Origin of the sequence: Arthrobacter sp. 4R501 (assembly GCF_002929755.1) — a bacterium.
Taxonomy (GTDB): domain Bacteria; phylum Actinomycetota; class Actinomycetes; order Actinomycetales; family Micrococcaceae; genus Arthrobacter.
Window position 1 is genome coordinate 101,471 of record NZ_PJIW01000016.1, and the last position, 14,612, is coordinate 116,082.

The following is a 14,612-nucleotide window of genomic DNA, read 5'->3' on the forward strand; positions in this document are numbered from 1 at the left end:
GGTGCGGGACACAGAGAGTCACAGCCTTGCCGAGGTCACCGCGGTCGTTCCGGCCCGCAACGCGGAGCACCTGCTCCCGCGCTGTCTGGGGGCCCTGCGTCAGTCAGGTGTAGCCGAGATCATCGTGGTGGACGGATGCTCCACCGACCGCACCGTCGAGCTCGCCCTCGCGGCCGGTGCCCGGGTCCTGAGTGACGAGGGGCGCGGCCTGCCATGGGCTCGAACGCTCGGTGTGCAGAGCAGCAGCACCCGTTGGGTCCTGCTCGTCGACGCCGACGTCGTGTTCGGGCCCACAGGGGTTGCCGACCTGCTCACGGAGCTGGTCGAGGGCGGCTACGACGCCCTCCAGGCCGGTCTGGAGAGTGTCGCCGGACCGGGCTACTGGGGGCAGGCGCTGGCACATCACCATCGCACCGGCCGCAGCCGCAACTGGTTCGGGCTTGTGGCGACGGTCGTCGACCGGGACCTCATGCTGGGCGTGGGTTTCGACGACTCGTTCAAGTCGGGAGAGGACATCGAGCTGCGTTGGCGGATGCGGGAGTCAGGGCTGCGAACGGCGGTGTCACGCCGGGTCGTGGTCGAACATCGTTTTGCCGCAGACGACTTCGACTTCGCGCTCGACCAGTTCCTCATGGACGGAACGGGTCTGGGACGGATGGTCCGCAAGCACGGCTGGCGTGGTGCGAGGTTGGCTCTGCTGCCCTTCGCCGCGGCAGTCCGGGGCAGCGCCTTGAGCCTCGCCGCGGGCCAGCCTCGGTGGCTGCGCTACTACTTCGCCTTCTGCTGGTATAACTACGCAGGCCTGGCGAAGGGGTTGCGTCGTGAGCGCTGAGCGGGGGACCACTGTCAGGGACGGCTCGACCGTCCGGCACTCCGCCTTGCGCAGCTCGCTCGGCCTCATCGTGGGCAAGGCCGCCCAGATTGGCTGGGGTTTTGCCTTCTGGGTCGTGGCCGCGCGCGCGACGTCAGACCGTGAGGTCGGGCTCACCATGGCCGCGGTCGCGGCAGTGATGATCTGCACGCAGCTCGCGGTGCTGGGTGCCGGGTCGGCCGTAATCGTCGCGGTGGGGCGAGGAGAGCCCCCCGCACGGGTGCTGGACGCGGCGTTCGCCATCGTGGGGGTAGCCGGCACCGTGCTGGCCCTCGGCTACCTCGTGCTGCAGTCGGCTGTGGCGCCGGACACGGCCTCGCTATCGGTTCTCTTCTGGCTCACGTTCCTCGTGGCTGCCGTCACCGGCACCTTGGTGATTGTGCTGGACCAGGCGCTCGTGGCGTTGGGACGCGGTGCCAGCGCGACCTTGAGGTACGCGTTGGGCGGCGGGGTTTCACTCGGGGCTGCAGCGCTCGTGTCCTGGCAGGCGCACGGCGCCTCCGCCGACGTCGTAATGGCCTGCTGGACCCTCGGGAATACGGTGGCGTGCGTCGTCGGTGTGATCCAACTGCGAAAACTGATTGGCTACCGGCCGCGACCATCCTTGCGCTCGGCGCGCGGCCGTCCACTGCTGGCGGTGGGTATTCCGTACCAGCTCCTCACCCTCACCGAGCGCGCCCCCGGGCTGGTGCTGCCGCTCCTGCTGGCCCACACGGTGGCGCCGGAGATCGCTGCCTACTGGTATCCCGCATGGATGATGGCCTGGGCCGCCTACTCCGCTCCGATGCTGATGGGCATCGTCCAGTTCTCCGAGGGTGTCCGGGACCCGGCCCGCCTGGTGTCGACCACCTGGGCGAGTCTCCGTTGGTCGCTTGCCGTAGGAGGTCTGGCGGCAGTCGTCCTCGTCCTCCTCGCTCACCCGCTGCTCAGCCTGCTGGGCGAGCGGTACGCCGACGCATCCGCGGACGCTCTGCGGTGGTTGGCGGCCGGACTGGTGCCGTACGCGGTGCTGCAGGCGTACAACGCCGTGTGCCGGGCTCTCGGCCGCTACACAGAGCCGATCGTAGTAGGCGTGACGCTCGGAGTCGCCCTCTGCACCTCAGCGCTGTTCGTCGCCGGAACGGGCCCCAGCGCCATGGCCCTCGCATGGCTGGTGGTGCTCTCCATCGGGGCCGCGGCGGTCGGCCTCCGGCTGGTCGCCGTCCTCCGACGCGTAAGGAAGGACGCACGATGAGACACACGATGATTGGCACGCTCGATGCGACCAGCCGCACGGAGGGACGTTGGAAGCCCCGTGACGTGTGGTGCGCACTGGCGGGAGTCGTGTCGCTGGCTCTTGTCGTGTGGGCCGCTTCCACGGTGGCCCTGCCCGTTAGCAGCGATCTGGGGCTCGTCGCCGTGCTGCCCTACCCGTTCTGGGTGGGGGTTCTGCTTCTGAACGTCGCCTTCATCGTGGCGCTGCGCGGAGATGCCGCGGGCCCGGCGCGGCGTCCGGTCATGTTGTGGCTGGTCGTGGTGCTGGTGCTCGTGCTCTTCGGGACCGCAGCCTTCGTGACGGACGTACCGCGGGGTGAGGTCGCGTTCCGTCATCTCGGCATTGCGGACGCCCTCTCGCGCACCGAGGGGATCGACCCCGACATCGATGCTTACTTCAACTGGCCGGGTTTCTTCGCCCTTCTGGCGACGGTGCTGAAGGCGACCGGTCTCGACCCGGTGACCGTTGCCCTGTGGGCACCGGTGCTCAACATGGGACTGTGGCTCGCTGCCCTGAGTGTGCTGACGGGCTACCTGACGCGCGATTCGCGGCGGCGCTGGCTCGTGCTCTGGATCTTCTGCCTCGGCAACTGGCAGGACCAGGACTACTTGTCTCCCCAGGCCTTCGGCTTCTTCCTGTACCTCGTCGTGATCGCGCTGGTCCTTGGCCCGTTGGCCGCGCGGACCCCTAAGTTTCTCGGCTTCGGACGCGCCGACCTGACGGCGTGGTGGCTAGGGCGGTCGCCCGCAGAGCACCGGCCGGGGCACCGGGTGAGCGCCCTCGCGGTGACCCTCTTGCTCATCACGGTCATCTGTGCGAGCCATCAGCTGACGCCGTTCCTGGTGCTCATCACCGTTACCGCTCTCACCTTGAGCGGACGTGTCTGGCCCAGCCGGCTGCCCCTGATCACCGCGGTCGTGCTGGCGCTTTGGCTCGTCTTTCCCGCCAGTGCATACCTCGCCGGGAACCCACCCCTGGCGGAAGGAGGACTGCTGGCCGCGATCGACGCCAACGTCGTCGACCGCGTGAGCGGGACTGCCGGCCACGTGCTCGTGGTGCAGGTCAGGGTCCTTCTCACCCTCGTGCTGTGGGCGCTCGCCACGGCGGGGGCCGTGCGCGACTGGCGCAGGGGGCGTCTCGACATCCGGGTGGTCCTCCTCGCCGTCACCCCACTGCTGCTCTTCCCCGTGCAGTTGTACGGCGGGGAGATGCTCATCCGCGTCTCGCTTTTCGCGTTGCCCTTCATCGCCCTGCAGGCGTGCTCGGTCCTGCTTCCCGCGGACGGCAGCACACGCCCCTCCTCCCGCGCCGCGGGTGGCCTTGTGCTCACGTGCCTCCTGCTGGCCGGGATGACCGTGACAGGCCGGTTCGGGAACGCCCAGTATGACGTCTTCACCGACAATGAGATCACCGCCGTCGCCGCTGTGAAGCGTCTCGCGCCCCCCGGCTCGATGATCATCTCGGCGTCCACCCCGACGCCGTGGCGCAGCGAGGCATACCTCGAACACCGGTACCGGACGATCGACTTCATGTGCAAGTCCGACTTGTCGACGGCGACGTGCGGCCCACTCGTCTACGAAGACGCCAGGGACAACCCTGCCGGTGCCGTCGTGCTGCTCACGCGCTCGTCGGAGGCGAGTCTCGTGCTCCGGGGCGTCAGCAGCGAGGGCAGCTTCGACGAGCTGGAGGCGTGGTTGAGCGCGCAGGACGGCGTGGAGCTCGTGTTCAGCAACGTTGACGCACGCGTTTACCGGGTGACACCATGAACGCCGGCATCAGCCGGCCCACCGCGGTGCTCGGTCTCGCGGCCGTCGCACTGTCGCTGGTGACGCTCCTCGGGCTGCCGACACCGCTGCAGGCGGTCGCCGCGATAGCCGTCCTCATCCTGCTTCCAGGGCAGGCACTGGCCCGCCTCACGCCGGTTACCGACTTCGCGCTCCGCGCGCTGCTGGTCCTGGCGCTTGGCCTCGCCGCCCTCACGGCGGTGTCCACGGCGATGTTCTACCTCGCTGTGTGGTCGTGGCAGGCATGCGTTGTCACGATGGGCGTCATCACCATCCTCGCGTGCATAGCACGCGCACGACAGGAGGCCGTTTCATGATCGATCTGTCGGTACTGCTCGCGACAGCCGCGCTGGTCGTCACCCTCGCCCTGCTCGTTACCCTCGTCGGGCTTGAGGTCCGACGCGTTGGGCCGGAAGCCGGTCAGCCCACGACACGTCCGAAGCTACTCGGCCGGACAGTGAGCCGCAGGGTCGTGGCCGTCATGTGGATGGTGTCCCTGCTCTTCTTCCTTCCACGTGTGTTGGAACTGCTAGCGTGAGCCGGCCGGCACGGTGGTGGCTCCTCAGCGACCTCCACCTGGGCGTGTCGGACGATGACCCCCGGTGCCCCGGCAGCGTGCTGCCAGAGTTCCTGCGCCGCGAGGTGCTCGCGGCCTCCGGTCCGCAGCAGCACGTCGCCTTCGTCGGTGACACGTTCGAGCTGGCCGGGTTCGCCGAGGATGAGAGCCTGGCCCGGCTTGAGTCCATCCTCGCCCGCCACCCAGAGACGTTCCGGGCGCTGGAGGCGTGTGCGGCGCGCGGTGTGCAGCTGCACTTCGTGTGCGGCAACCACGACGTGGAGCTGGCTCGGCCCTCGGTTGCCGCCCGCCTGTCGGCGCTGCTGTCACCCGCCGAGCCCACGCGGGTCCGGGTGCACCCGTGGTTCCTGCACGTGCCCCACGTGCTCGTGGCCGAGCACGGGCACCAGCACCACGCGCTGCACCGGATGCCCGAGGTGCTCCGCGCGGCAGTCAGCGGCACCGACGAGCTGAACCTGCCACCGCTCGCCGCCTGGAACGCCCATCCGTCGAGGTCGCGCCTGAGCCGCGCCGGGGCCGTTGCCCGGGCCTGCCTGGCGTCAGAGCGGGCGGAACGCCGAGTCCGGGAGCTTGCGTACGACGAGCTGTTGCAGACCGAGTCACTGCGGCTCGCTCTCGACGGGGTGGCCGTCCGGGACCTGGCGCGCCTGTCCCGGTTCCGGACGGTGTCGGCGCTCCCGGTCGCCGCGACTCGCATGGTGCTCGCGGCCACCGGGCGCAGAGCCGCCGGCGAGGAGGCTCCTGCTGCAGCGGGCCGGTTCGCACGTACGCTCGAGGCGCACGGTTCCGGTGTGGCCTGGTACGTCTCGGGCCACACCCACCGGGCCCTCGAGGCGGCGCTCGAGGCGTCCCCCACCCGGTACATCAACACCGGCACGTGGTGTTCGGACGTCCGCGGTCGCGGACCTGACCAGTCGGACCGTCGGGCATTCCCGTACGCCGTGGTCGACGTCGCCGGCGACGGCACCACCAGCGGCGGGCTGCGGTACTGGCATCCGGACGGTGGCTGAGCCGGGCATCTCGCCGCGGGCGGCGCGCGGGGGAAGTATTCTGGCTCACCGCCGTCGGCTACCACCCGGACCGGCGCAGCTGACAAGTAACCAGGGCTCTGCCAGACTTCGATCATGGCTGAAAACAAGACTCAGGCAACCGGCGCCTCAGTGGACGAATTCCTGGCCGCAGTGGAGGACCCTGTCAGGCACCGTGATGGCCTGCGGCTGCTGGCGCTCATGAGGGAGATCACCGGCAAAGAGCCCGAGATGTGGGGGCCGACCATCGTGGGCTTTGGGCGGTACCACTACAAATACGAGAGCGGCAGGGAAGGGGATGCGGCGGCGGTGGGCTTTTCACCCCGGAAGGCAAGCCTCTCGCTCTACGGGCTGACGTACGGGCCCGAGGCTGCGGAACTGCTGCCCCGGCTCGGGAAGCACAAGACCGGTGCAGGGTGCCTCTACGTGAACAGGCTCGACGACGTGGACCAGGCGGTGCTGGCCGAGCTGATCAAGGCAGGCTACAGGCACGTGACCACGGCCCTTCACAGCCCCTGACTTCCCGCCTCCTGGCCAAAGCAACGCGAAGTCACTCAATGCCCCTCAGGAGGCTTTTTTCGGGCATTAGTGACTTCGCGTTGCCTATGGAAGAGGGCACAAAAAACCCCGCCGCCGGTGACGGCAACGGGGGTTTCTGTGCAGTTTGAGGCTGCGTAACCGGAAAGGCTACTTGCCTGCGACTACGTTGAGTTCGATCACAGCGGCAACGTCAGCGTGAAGGCGGACGTTGGCCTGGTAGGAACCAACCGACTTGATGTGTGCCGGCAGTTCAACCTTGCGCTTGTCGATTTTACCAAGGCCAGCGGCCTCAACAGCGTCGGCTACGTCGGCCTGCTTGACGGTGCCGAACAGGCGTCCGGTCTCGCCAGCCTTGACGACGAGCTTGACCGGCTTGGCGGAGAGTGCAGCGGCCTGCTTCTGAGCGTCTTCCAGGGAAGCGTGCTCGCGGGCGGCGCGGGCAGTCTTGATGGACTCAACCTGCTTCTCGCCACCCTTCGACCAGGTCAGGGCGAAGTTGCGGGGCAGCAGGTAGTTACGTGCGTAACCGTCCTTGACCTCGACAACGTCGCCAGCGGCACCGAGACCGGTTACTTCGTGGGTCAGAATGAGCTTTGCCATGTTAGTCAGTCCCTTCCTTAGCCGCGGCCAGCGCCGGAGTAGGGCAGCAGTGCAACTTCGCGGGCGTTCTTGATTGCCTGGGCGATCTTGCGCTGTTCCTGCACCGTGACGCCAGTGACGCGACGGGCGCGGATCTTTCCGCGGTCGGAGATGAACTTGCGCAGCAATGCTACGTCCTTGTAGTCGATGACAGTGATGTCAGCGGCCTTCAAGGGGTTGGACTTTGGTTTGGGCTTACGGAGTTCAGCCTTAGCCATCGTGGAGCTCCTATTCTATGGAGCCCGTGGATGTTGATCCACGGGATGGTGGTGGTCCGACGGCGGCAGCCGCATCAGGTGCCTTGCGGCACTTTCGGCGGTCCCGGCGTCGGGCCTAAATGATTGGTTTAGAAGGGAGGTTCGGAATCGGGGCCGTTGCCCCAGCCACCACCTGCATTGGAGACACCGGGCGTCGCCCAGGGATCCTCCTGTGCAGCCGGCTGGTTGCCGCCACCGAAGCTTCCACCGGAGTTGCCGCCCTGGTTTCCACCAGTGTTGCCGCCTCCGAAGGCACCGCCGCTGTTGCCGCCGCCGAAGCCACCCTGACCACCCTGACCGCCGGAGCGCTGGGTGCGGTTGACCTTGGCATTGGCGTAACGCAGGCTCGGGCCGATTTCATCGACTTCGAGCTCGATAACGGTGCGCTTTTCGCCTTCTTTTGTTTCGTAGGAACGGCTCTTCAAACGGCCGGAAACGATCACGCGCATGCCCTTGGTGAGGGACTCGGCGACGTTCTCGGCTGCTTCACGCCAAACCGCTGCGCGGAGGAACAGGGTTTCCCCGTCCTTCCACTCATTGGACTGGCGGTCAAAGGTGCGCGGGGTGGAAGCGATGGTGAAGTTCGCGACTGCCGAACCTGACGGTGTGAACCGCAATTCCGGGTCACTGGTGAGATTACCGATGACCGTAATAGTGGTTTCGCCTGCCATCTACTGCCTCCTTGTTCGATCCTGGGTGAAGAATTCGATCCTGCGGGGTAAAGAATGAAAATCGGAGCTGAAATTACTCAGCAACAACCTTCTGCTCTTCGGGGCGGGTGATCTTGGTGCGCATGATGGTCTCGTTAAGAGACAGCTGGCGGTCAAGTTCCTTGGCGGTGTCCGGCTTGGCGGTGAAGTTCACCACGGCGTAGATACCTTCGGACTTCTTCTTGATTTCGTAAGCCAGTCGACGACGGCCCCAGATGTCAACCTTTTCGATGGTTCCACCATCGTTGGTGATGACGTTCAGGAACTTCTGAAGCGACGGCTCAACGGTACGCTCTTCGACCTCGGGGTCGATGATTACCATCAATTCGTAAGGACGCATATGTGAACCCACCTCCTTTGGGCTAAGCGGTTACGGCATTTCCGTAACAGGAGGTTCATTTGCGATGCCGTGCGATGCCCGGCCAACAGAACGGAGGCAGGGCGCAGCACAGACTTCAATATCTTAGTGCATTTGGACCGGATAGGCGATTCGCGCTTGACTCAAGGCTACGCGTAGCGCGCCCGTCGCCGGAAGCGTCCGGCGGGCTATGTGGATAACCCGGAAAACAGGCTCCGCGCCTGAGGCAAAAAGTCTCTGGTGTACGCCGCGGAACAGGGCTATATTTGCAAGAACGGCTGGGTACCGTGCTGGACGCAATGACGCGGCCAGGATAGCCGGTCCGCGTGTCGCGCAAGCGGCTGGATGGACCCAGGATTTTGGATAGAGCAAGCAGTTCGGTCTCCTTCTTCGATGGATGGGGACCACATGTCGTTAATTGGCAGAAGCAGGGAATTGGACCGGATACTCTCCGTAATCAGAGGTCCTAAAGATTCAGCCCTCAAGGTGGTGGGCCGGCGTGGGATGGGCAAATCCGCCCTCTTGTCCGAGATTCCCCGCCTTTCCGACTTCCGGACCGTTTTTCTCACCGCGAGCGTGTCCGAGTCCGACTGGCCGCTCTCCGGCCTTACCGCGCTCCTCACCGGCATCGATGACCCCGTCCTTAACCGCTTCGCCGATGAACTGCTCCGCGATTCCAGCGGCGCCATGAACGTCCCCACTGTCTCCACCATGCTGCTCAACGGGCTGCACCAGCGCTCGTCGTCCCGGACGGTCATCGTCATCGATGATGCCGACCAGCTGGACCCCAGCAGCCAGGCCGTGATCGGCTACCTGGCACGCCGGCTGACCGGGACGGACATGGCACTGTTTATGAGCGTGCGGGAAGAGACTGCCGACAGTCCCTTCGCCTCCCTGCCGGCCCTCCAGCTGGCACCGCTGAGCTACAACGACACGGTCCGCATGTTGGAGTCCATTCCGGCTCGGCAGACCGCGACAGCGGCGGTCCACGCAGTTGCCGCGGCCACCCAGGGGAACCCGCTCGCCGCCGTCGAGCTTTTTGGGCTACTGCTGGATCGCCAGGCCGAGGGAAAATACGCACTCCCCGTCCCGCTCCCCGGCAAAGGCAGCTTCGAGGCCGAGTTCGCCGCCACCGTGGGCGGGCTCTCGCCAGGTGCGAGGCAGGTCCTGGACCTCCTCTCGCTGTCCTGCCGCAGCGATATCGCCACCTTGGAACGGGCATGCGACCAACTGTGGGGCGGGATCGACGAACTGCTGGCAAATGGCATGGTCAACAGGTCCGGACCACACCTGAGGATCCAGGACCAGCTGCTCCGGGGCTACGTCTATGCTGCCATGACACCGGCAACGCGGACCGCCAGCCACCGTGCCATGGCGGCCGCGGCGGAGCCCGCGGATCCCTATGCCCACCGCTGGCATCTGAGTTTTACCGCTTTGGAGCGGCAGACTCCGTTTGGCTTGCTCCGGTTTGCCGTTGACCTGATCCGAAGCGGCGAGGTGCCCTTCGCCGTCGAGTACATTGAACGGGCCCTGACGATCAACCCCTGGGAAGCGGAGACCACCGCCAGGCTCACCACGGTGGCCGAACTGCTGTTGAACAGGGGTGAGTTCGTCTACGCCAAGCGTTACCTGGACTGGGCCCAGCGGGTGACGCGGAACCCTGCCTTGGTCCTTCGACTGACCGGCCTCGCCTTCGAGATCCAGTTCATCCAGGGCGGCGCCGTGCGCTCCAGCATGGTGCTCCGGCTGGTGAAGGAATTCGGACAGCATGATCCGGCATTTGCAGCCCGCCTGCTCGTGGCCGCTGCGCTGTACTACGCGGACCGTTGGGAGCTTGAGGATGCCGCCGGCCTGGTGCAGTACGCCGAGAAGTACCTGGACCATGCCTCCCCCGACTGCCTGGCGCTGGCGGAGAGCGCCCGGCGACTCATCGAGGTGATCAGCGGGAAGTCCGGACAGTTCAGCCGCAAGCCCGACGGCGGGAACGAAACGGTGGCGGCCCTTCTGGTACAGGGCCGCGCGCTGGCCTATGCCGAACACCATGCTGCCGCCCAGGAGGCCTTTGCCCGGGTGCGGAACGTCCTGGAGGCCAATACCGTCAATTGGCGGGAAACCGCCGATTTCTTTGCTGTGGACAACGAAATCCGTGCCGGCAACGTCCGGAAAGCCGTGAAACTGATCGAGGACCTAGAACTGGCCGAACCGGAAACCAAATACCACCGTGGAATGCGGCACGTCTTCCGGGTCTGGCGGGCCAATGCGCTCGGAAACGAGGCACTCGCCCACGCCTACGCAACAGACGCACAGCACTTCTCCGGGGCGGAAAGCCACCCTGCCATCACGGCGCAACTGGCCGCGTGCCAGGGCCATTTTGCCCTCATGCGCGGAAATCTCGCCGAGTCCTTCGCGCAGCTGTCCCGGGCAGCGGAGATCGGCCAGGCCTTCAGCAATCCGACTCTGCTGCGCTGTGAGGCCGATCTGGTGGAAGTCCTGGTCAGGCTGGGCAGGCACAGGGAAGCCGCCCAGGCACTGTGGCACTTGGAAAGCCGGGCGGTGGGCCTGCGTTCGCCCTGGCTCATGACGGCGGTTGCCCGGAGCCGGGCGATGCTGGCTGACGGCGAGCAGTCCCTCCAGATGTTCAATGATGCACTTGCAAACAGGAACGCCCAGGAGTCCCTGCTGGAACGTGCCAGGACACTGCTCTGCTACTCCGAACGCCTCAACGCCTTCGGCCGCATTCGGAGCGCCCGGGACGGTCTGCTTCGTGCCAAAGTGATGTTCGACGAAGCGGGTGCCCATGCCTGGGCCCAGCACGTGGACTCGCTGCTGCTCGACGAGCGGGTGGAACCAGCCGGCACGCCCGACAATCCGGCGATGCTGATGCTTGCAGACCACGAACGCGTGCTGGCCCGAATGGTGGCCCGCGGGATGCGGAACAAGGAAATCGCGGCCGCCCTCTATGTGTCCGTCCGTACCGTGGAGGTGCGCCTGACTGCGATTTACAGGAAGCTCGGAGTCGAATCACGGGCCCAGCTGACGGCCCTTGCGGCCGGCAAGGCAGCCGCCCTGGCTAAGGAGCCGTTCGTCCTTCCTGCCGTCTAGGACAGTAGCCGGGCGGCGTGCCCCCGGATGGGGTGCGCCCCGCCGCCGGGCCCGGCTGAGGCGCCGGGGCTGCAGGTACCCGCAGTTCCCGCATTGTTCCCGGCCAGCGCCCGCAGTACCGCCTCCGTTCCGCACCGGAACGGGACGGAACGGACTAGTTTTGCAATAGGCAATGCACATCCCGGAGCTGCACGTGGGAAGGACTCGGACATGAGAACGGCCACCAGGAAGGCCGGTGCACGGTGACTGCGGAAACCGTCCTTGCCCGCATCAACGTCATGGAACCCTGGCTCGGCGACAAAGAAGCGCGAGCCGTGGCGGACGTCCTGGCCTCCGGTCTGCTCTCGCAAGGGCCCAAGGTCAGGGAGTTCGAGGCGAGGTTCGGCGCCTCTCAAGAAGTGCGCCACGCCGTCGCAACCTCCAGCAGTACCACCGCACTGCACTTGGCGCTGATAGTGGCCGGCATCGGTCCCGGCGATGACGTGGTGGTGCCGTCGCTGGCCTTCATCGCCACGGCGAATGCGGTGACGTATATCGGGGCACGGCCGGTTTTCTGCGACGTGGACCCCGCCACCGGGACTGTGACTGCGGCCACGGTCCGGGCGGCATTGACCCTGGACACGCGAGCCGTGATCGTGGTGGACCAGGCCGGCGTGCCCGTTGATCTGGACCCAGTCCGCGAGCTGTGCGACCGTCACGAAATCACTGTGATCGAAGATGCCGGCTGCGCCGTTGGCTCGGAATACAAGGGCAGGCCCGTGGGCACCGGGGCCGACATTTCCGTGTGGTCGTTCCACCAGGACAATGTGCTGACCACCGGCGAGGGCGGCATGCTGACAACCCACCGGGCGGACTGGGCGGCACGGGCACGGAGCCTCCGCGGCCACTCCCTGAACGTGCCGGCGGCGGACCGTCGCGGACCCCGCATTGCCGCGCCGGAGGTGTACGTCGAGGTCGGCTTCGACTACCAGATGACGGATCTGCAGGCCGCCGTCGGCATCGTGCAGCTGGGCCGGCTGGGCGAGATAGTGGCTCGCCGCCGGGAGATCGCCGCGAAGTATGAGGCAGGGCTTTCCGGCCTGGCCGGTCTGCGGTTTGTGGCCGACCCACCGTACGGGACGGCCAACTTCCAGTCCTTTTGGGTCGAAGTCCTCCCGGATTTCGCCATTGACCGCGAAGGGCTCCTGGCCCGCCTGGCCGATGCCGGAATTTCGGCGCGCCGCGGCGCCATGGCGGCTCACCGGCAGCCTACCTTCCGGTGGCGCGAAACTGGCAACGCACGGCTCCAGAACACCGAACGGCTGACGGACCGGACCCTAGTTCTCCCGATTTTCCACGGCCTGGACAACGTGGGCCTGAACCGGGTCATGAACAGCGTACGGGCGGCCGCCGGTGTACGCCGGTGAGCGAACTCGTGCTGATCGCAGCAAGCGGGCTGGCCCGGGAGGTCCTGACCATGGTCCGCGCCAGCGGGCAGTACGACGTCGTCGGGCTGCTCGACGACGACAAGGAAATGGCCGGCGTCACCGTGGATGGCGCGCCGGTGCTGGGGACCATTGACGACGCCTCCAAGTTCACGCACGCACTGATGCTGGTATGCCTGGCCTCGGGAAAATCCCGGGAAGCCGTGGTGGAACGGCTGGCGGCCCAGGGCGTGCGCGATGCCCGGTACGCCACTGCGATCGACCCCTCCGTGGAGTGCCCCGAGGGTTGCCGGATCGGCCGGGGCAGCATCGTGCTGCGGAATGTGACGCTGACGGCTTCGGTCACGCTTGGGGCGCATGTTGTGGTCATGCCGTCCGTGACTTTCACGCACGACGACGACGTGGCGGACTTCGCGACGTTCGCGGCCGGCGTGTCGCTGGGCGGCGGAGTCCGGATCGGCCGGGCGGCCTACCTGGGATTGAATTCCAGCGTCCGTGCACGGACTTCAGTGGGGTCCTACGCGACCGTTGGAAATGGGGCGGCAGTGTTGAGCAACGTACCCGACGGCGAAACATGGGTCGGCGTCCCAGCCCACCCTATCGATCAGGAATGAGGCAGGGAAAGCACTCCGGCGGCAAGGCACACTCCATGGCGGGGACCAGCTTCAAGGCAGCCCGCTCCTCGACCGGGCTAAGTTCGTCGACGCGTTCGCTCACTGGACCTCCCTCCATGGTGTGCCTACGAGCGCTGTCCCGGCCGACGCGCGGCCCTCGATATGCGCGATCCGGCGCCCTCGCAGATAGCCGGCGGCAGTGCACGCCAGAACGGCCATCACCGCACCAGCGCGGCCCAAGCCGTGGGGGTCTGATCCCCGGCCCCAATCACGAATCCCGGAAAAAACGGCCCGCGGCAGTACGCTCCGGACGTATCGCCGCTCAGGGCCGAGTGCCCGCTTGTGGCCAACGATCTGGCTTACCTGTGCCTTGGAGATACCTTCGGACCAAGAACGCGACAGCATGTAGGGGACGGTTCCCCTGTCGGCAGGGACGTGGTGACGAACCAGAGCGGCCGGTTCGTAGACGATCCGTGACCCAGGCGTGCCCATCTTGGAGCGGATGCAAATTTCGGTCTCCTCGCACCCGAGCGGTTTCGTGCCCTGCCGGCCGAGGGAGACATTGAATCCGCCCACCTGCCGCAGGACTTCGAGTCTGAAGGACATGTTTGCGCCGATGACATTCCGGACCTCGGAGGCCACCTTGGGCATTCCGCGGTGGCTGCATCCTACGATCCAGTCGAGCTCTTCACCGAAGTAGCCCGGACGGCCCGCTTCCCACACCGGTTCCACGCGGCCGCCGACGGCCAGGACATCAGGATCGTCATAAAGGGCAAGCAGGCGCTCCAGCCAGTCCGGCGCGGCTTCGGCGTCGTCGTCCAAGAAAGCCACGACGTCGGCGTCTGCCAGGCCCACCCCGGTATTTCGTGCGCCTGAGAGCCCCGGGGGGCCGGAGCTCTCAACTACTGTCACGTTGTCCACGATTTCGATGAGCCGCTCATACAGAGCCTCGTTGTGGTCAATGACCACCAGGACCTCCTGTGGCGCGACCGTTTGGGCCCGGACGGACTCGATGACATCCAGTAGCAAGTCCCAACGCTTCGCGGTGTAGGTACAAATGACAATAGAGGCGGTCGGCGGCGGGTTAAGGCTAAACATGCTGGCCTCCCCGAGCCGCGGCGAGGACTGTTTGGGGATCCATAGGCGTCCGCGGGACGCTGACATTTGCGTAGGTATATTTCACCCGGCGGAGGGCTTCAGGTCTGGCGCCCGCGGTGGGCGCCTCCCACATGGTGCATTCGCGCGCCAGCGTTCCCAGTACCCGCCAACCGTCACGGAACGTCTGCAGGTTCGACGCGCCGGAGATCCGGTCCAACTCCAAGCTGGGGACTTCGGCAATGCGCAGACCGGCCTTTGCCGCCCGGACAATCAGCTCGGTCTCAATTTCAAAGCCGTCCGATTCCAGCTGAAGGATCTCCAGGCATTCCCTCCGAAACGCGATATATCCATAGCA

15 protein-coding genes and 1 pseudogene are annotated in these 14,612 nt (G+C 66.3%); 10 read left to right on the plus strand and 6 right to left on the minus strand.

From position 1 onward, the window contains the following. Window position 1 precedes the first annotated feature (1 nt). From CXR02_RS16265 to CXR02_RS16295, 7 genes are all read left to right on the plus strand, one after another. On the plus strand, window positions 2–832 hold the full coding sequence (locus CXR02_RS16265; protein WP_104062929.1) for a glycosyltransferase: 831 nt from the start codon (window positions 2–4) through the stop codon (window positions 830–832). Next, complete coding sequence (locus CXR02_RS16270) at window positions 822–2,105, plus strand: polysaccharide biosynthesis protein (RefSeq protein ID WP_104062930.1); 1,284 nt, start codon at window positions 822–824, stop codon at window positions 2,103–2,105. The genes CXR02_RS16265 and CXR02_RS16270 overlap by 11 nt, the downstream gene beginning before the upstream one ends. Further along, window positions 2,102–3,892, plus strand: coding sequence for a glycosyltransferase (locus tag CXR02_RS16275; protein WP_258061039.1), 1,791 nt, complete (start codon window positions 2,102–2,104; stop codon window positions 3,890–3,892). Before CXR02_RS16270 ends, CXR02_RS16275 begins: the two co-directional genes overlap by 4 nt. Next, a complete protein-coding gene (locus tag CXR02_RS16280) occupies window positions 3,889–4,227 on the plus strand; it encodes a hypothetical protein (RefSeq protein WP_104062931.1) in 339 nt (112 codons plus the stop codon). Before CXR02_RS16275 ends, CXR02_RS16280 begins: the two co-directional genes overlap by 4 nt. After that, window positions 4,224–4,448 (plus strand): hypothetical protein, encoded by a 225-nt coding sequence (locus CXR02_RS16285; protein ID WP_104062932.1) that lies wholly within the window; start codon window positions 4,224–4,226, stop codon window positions 4,446–4,448. The genes CXR02_RS16280 and CXR02_RS16285 overlap by 4 nt, the downstream gene beginning before the upstream one ends. Next, on the plus strand, window positions 4,445–5,497 hold the full coding sequence (locus CXR02_RS16290; RefSeq protein ID WP_104062933.1) for a hypothetical protein: 1,053 nt from the start codon (window positions 4,445–4,447) through the stop codon (window positions 5,495–5,497). The genes CXR02_RS16285 and CXR02_RS16290 overlap by 4 nt, the downstream gene beginning before the upstream one ends. A gap of 114 nt (window positions 5,498–5,611) precedes the next feature. After that, complete coding sequence (locus CXR02_RS16295; protein WP_104062934.1) at window positions 5,612–6,034, plus strand: DUF1801 domain-containing protein; 423 nt, start codon at window positions 5,612–5,614, stop codon at window positions 6,032–6,034. Between the two features lie 168 nt (window positions 6,035–6,202). Here the strand turns inward: CXR02_RS16295 and rplI are convergent, their stop codons facing one another. From rplI to rpsF, 4 genes are all read right to left on the minus strand, one after another. Further along, complete coding sequence (gene rplI, locus CXR02_RS16300) at window positions 6,203–6,655, minus strand: 50S ribosomal protein L9 (protein WP_056341694.1); 453 nt, start codon at window positions 6,653–6,655, stop codon at window positions 6,203–6,205. Between the two features lie 17 nt (window positions 6,656–6,672). After that, window positions 6,673–6,912 (minus strand): 30S ribosomal protein S18, encoded by a 240-nt coding sequence (rpsR, locus tag CXR02_RS16305; RefSeq protein ID WP_003800144.1) that lies wholly within the window; start codon window positions 6,910–6,912, stop codon window positions 6,673–6,675. 128 nt (window positions 6,913–7,040) lie between these two features. After that, entirely contained in the window at window positions 7,041–7,622 is a 582-nt protein-coding gene (locus CXR02_RS16310) for a single-stranded DNA-binding protein (RefSeq protein WP_104062935.1), read from the minus strand. A 73-nt stretch (window positions 7,623–7,695) separates the two neighbouring features. After that, window positions 7,696–8,001 carry a 30S ribosomal protein S6 gene (rpsF, locus tag CXR02_RS16315; RefSeq protein ID WP_011693941.1) on the minus strand — a complete coding sequence of 102 codons (306 nt, stop codon included), beginning with the start codon at window positions 7,999–8,001 and terminating at the stop codon, window positions 7,696–7,698. A gap of 426 nt (window positions 8,002–8,427) precedes the next feature. On the opposite strand from rpsF, the gene CXR02_RS16320 reads away from it, so the two are divergent. The 3 genes from CXR02_RS16320 (at window position 8,428) to CXR02_RS16330 (ending at window position 13,159) form a co-directional block, all read left to right on the plus strand. Next, window positions 8,428–11,121: a LuxR family transcriptional regulator gene (locus CXR02_RS16320; protein WP_104062936.1), complete on the plus strand. Its 2,694-nt coding sequence runs from the start codon at window positions 8,428–8,430 to the stop codon at window positions 11,119–11,121. Between the two features lie 242 nt (window positions 11,122–11,363). After that, on the plus strand, window positions 11,364–12,527 hold the full coding sequence (locus CXR02_RS16325) for a DegT/DnrJ/EryC1/StrS aminotransferase family protein (RefSeq protein ID WP_258061040.1): 1,164 nt from the start codon (window positions 11,364–11,366) through the stop codon (window positions 12,525–12,527). Continuing rightward, entirely contained in the window at window positions 12,524–13,159 is a 636-nt protein-coding gene (locus CXR02_RS16330; RefSeq protein WP_104062937.1) for a NeuD/PglB/VioB family sugar acetyltransferase, read from the plus strand. The genes CXR02_RS16325 and CXR02_RS16330 overlap by 4 nt, the downstream gene beginning before the upstream one ends. Before the next feature lie 99 nt (window positions 13,160–13,258). Here the strand turns inward: CXR02_RS16330 and CXR02_RS16335 are convergent, their stop codons facing one another. Both CXR02_RS16335 and CXR02_RS16340 read right to left on the minus strand, forming a co-directional pair. Further along, window positions 13,259–14,257 (minus strand): glycosyltransferase, encoded by a 999-nt coding sequence (locus CXR02_RS16335; protein ID WP_104062938.1) that lies wholly within the window; start codon window positions 14,255–14,257, stop codon window positions 13,259–13,261. Next, window positions 14,250–14,612, minus strand: a pseudogene (locus CXR02_RS16340) (glycosyltransferase family 2 protein); the annotation flags it as partial. The gene CXR02_RS16335 and the pseudogene CXR02_RS16340, both read right to left, overlap by 8 nt.

Coding starts and splice junctions, on each gene's coding strand:
- CXR02_RS16275 (WP_258061039.1), top strand. CDS start 2,102: ATGAGACACACGATGATTGGCACGCTCGATGCGACCAGCCGCACGGAG.
- CXR02_RS16280 (WP_104062931.1), top strand. CDS start 3,889: ATGAACGCCGGCATCAGCCGGCCCACCGCGGTGCTCGGTCTCGCGGCC.
- CXR02_RS16285 (WP_104062932.1), top strand. CDS start 4,224: ATGATCGATCTGTCGGTACTGCTCGCGACAGCCGCGCTGGTCGTCACC.
- CXR02_RS16295 (WP_104062934.1), top strand. CDS start 5,612: ATGGCTGAAAACAAGACTCAGGCAACCGGCGCCTCAGTGGACGAATTC.
- rplI (WP_056341694.1), bottom strand. CDS start 6,655: ATGGCAAAGCTCATTCTGACCCACGAAGTAACCGGTCTCGGTGCCGCT.
- rpsR (WP_003800144.1), bottom strand. CDS start 6,912: ATGGCTAAGGCTGAACTCCGTAAGCCCAAACCAAAGTCCAACCCCTTG.
- CXR02_RS16310 (WP_104062935.1), bottom strand. CDS start 7,622: ATGGCAGGCGAAACCACTATTACGGTCATCGGTAATCTCACCAGTGAC.
- rpsF (WP_011693941.1), bottom strand. CDS start 8,001: ATGCGTCCTTACGAATTGATGGTAATCATCGACCCCGAGGTCGAAGAG.
- CXR02_RS16320 (WP_104062936.1), top strand. CDS start 8,428: ATGTCGTTAATTGGCAGAAGCAGGGAATTGGACCGGATACTCTCCGTA.
- CXR02_RS16335 (WP_104062938.1), bottom strand. CDS start 14,257: ATGTTTAGCCTTAACCCGCCGCCGACCGCCTCTATTGTCATTTGTACC.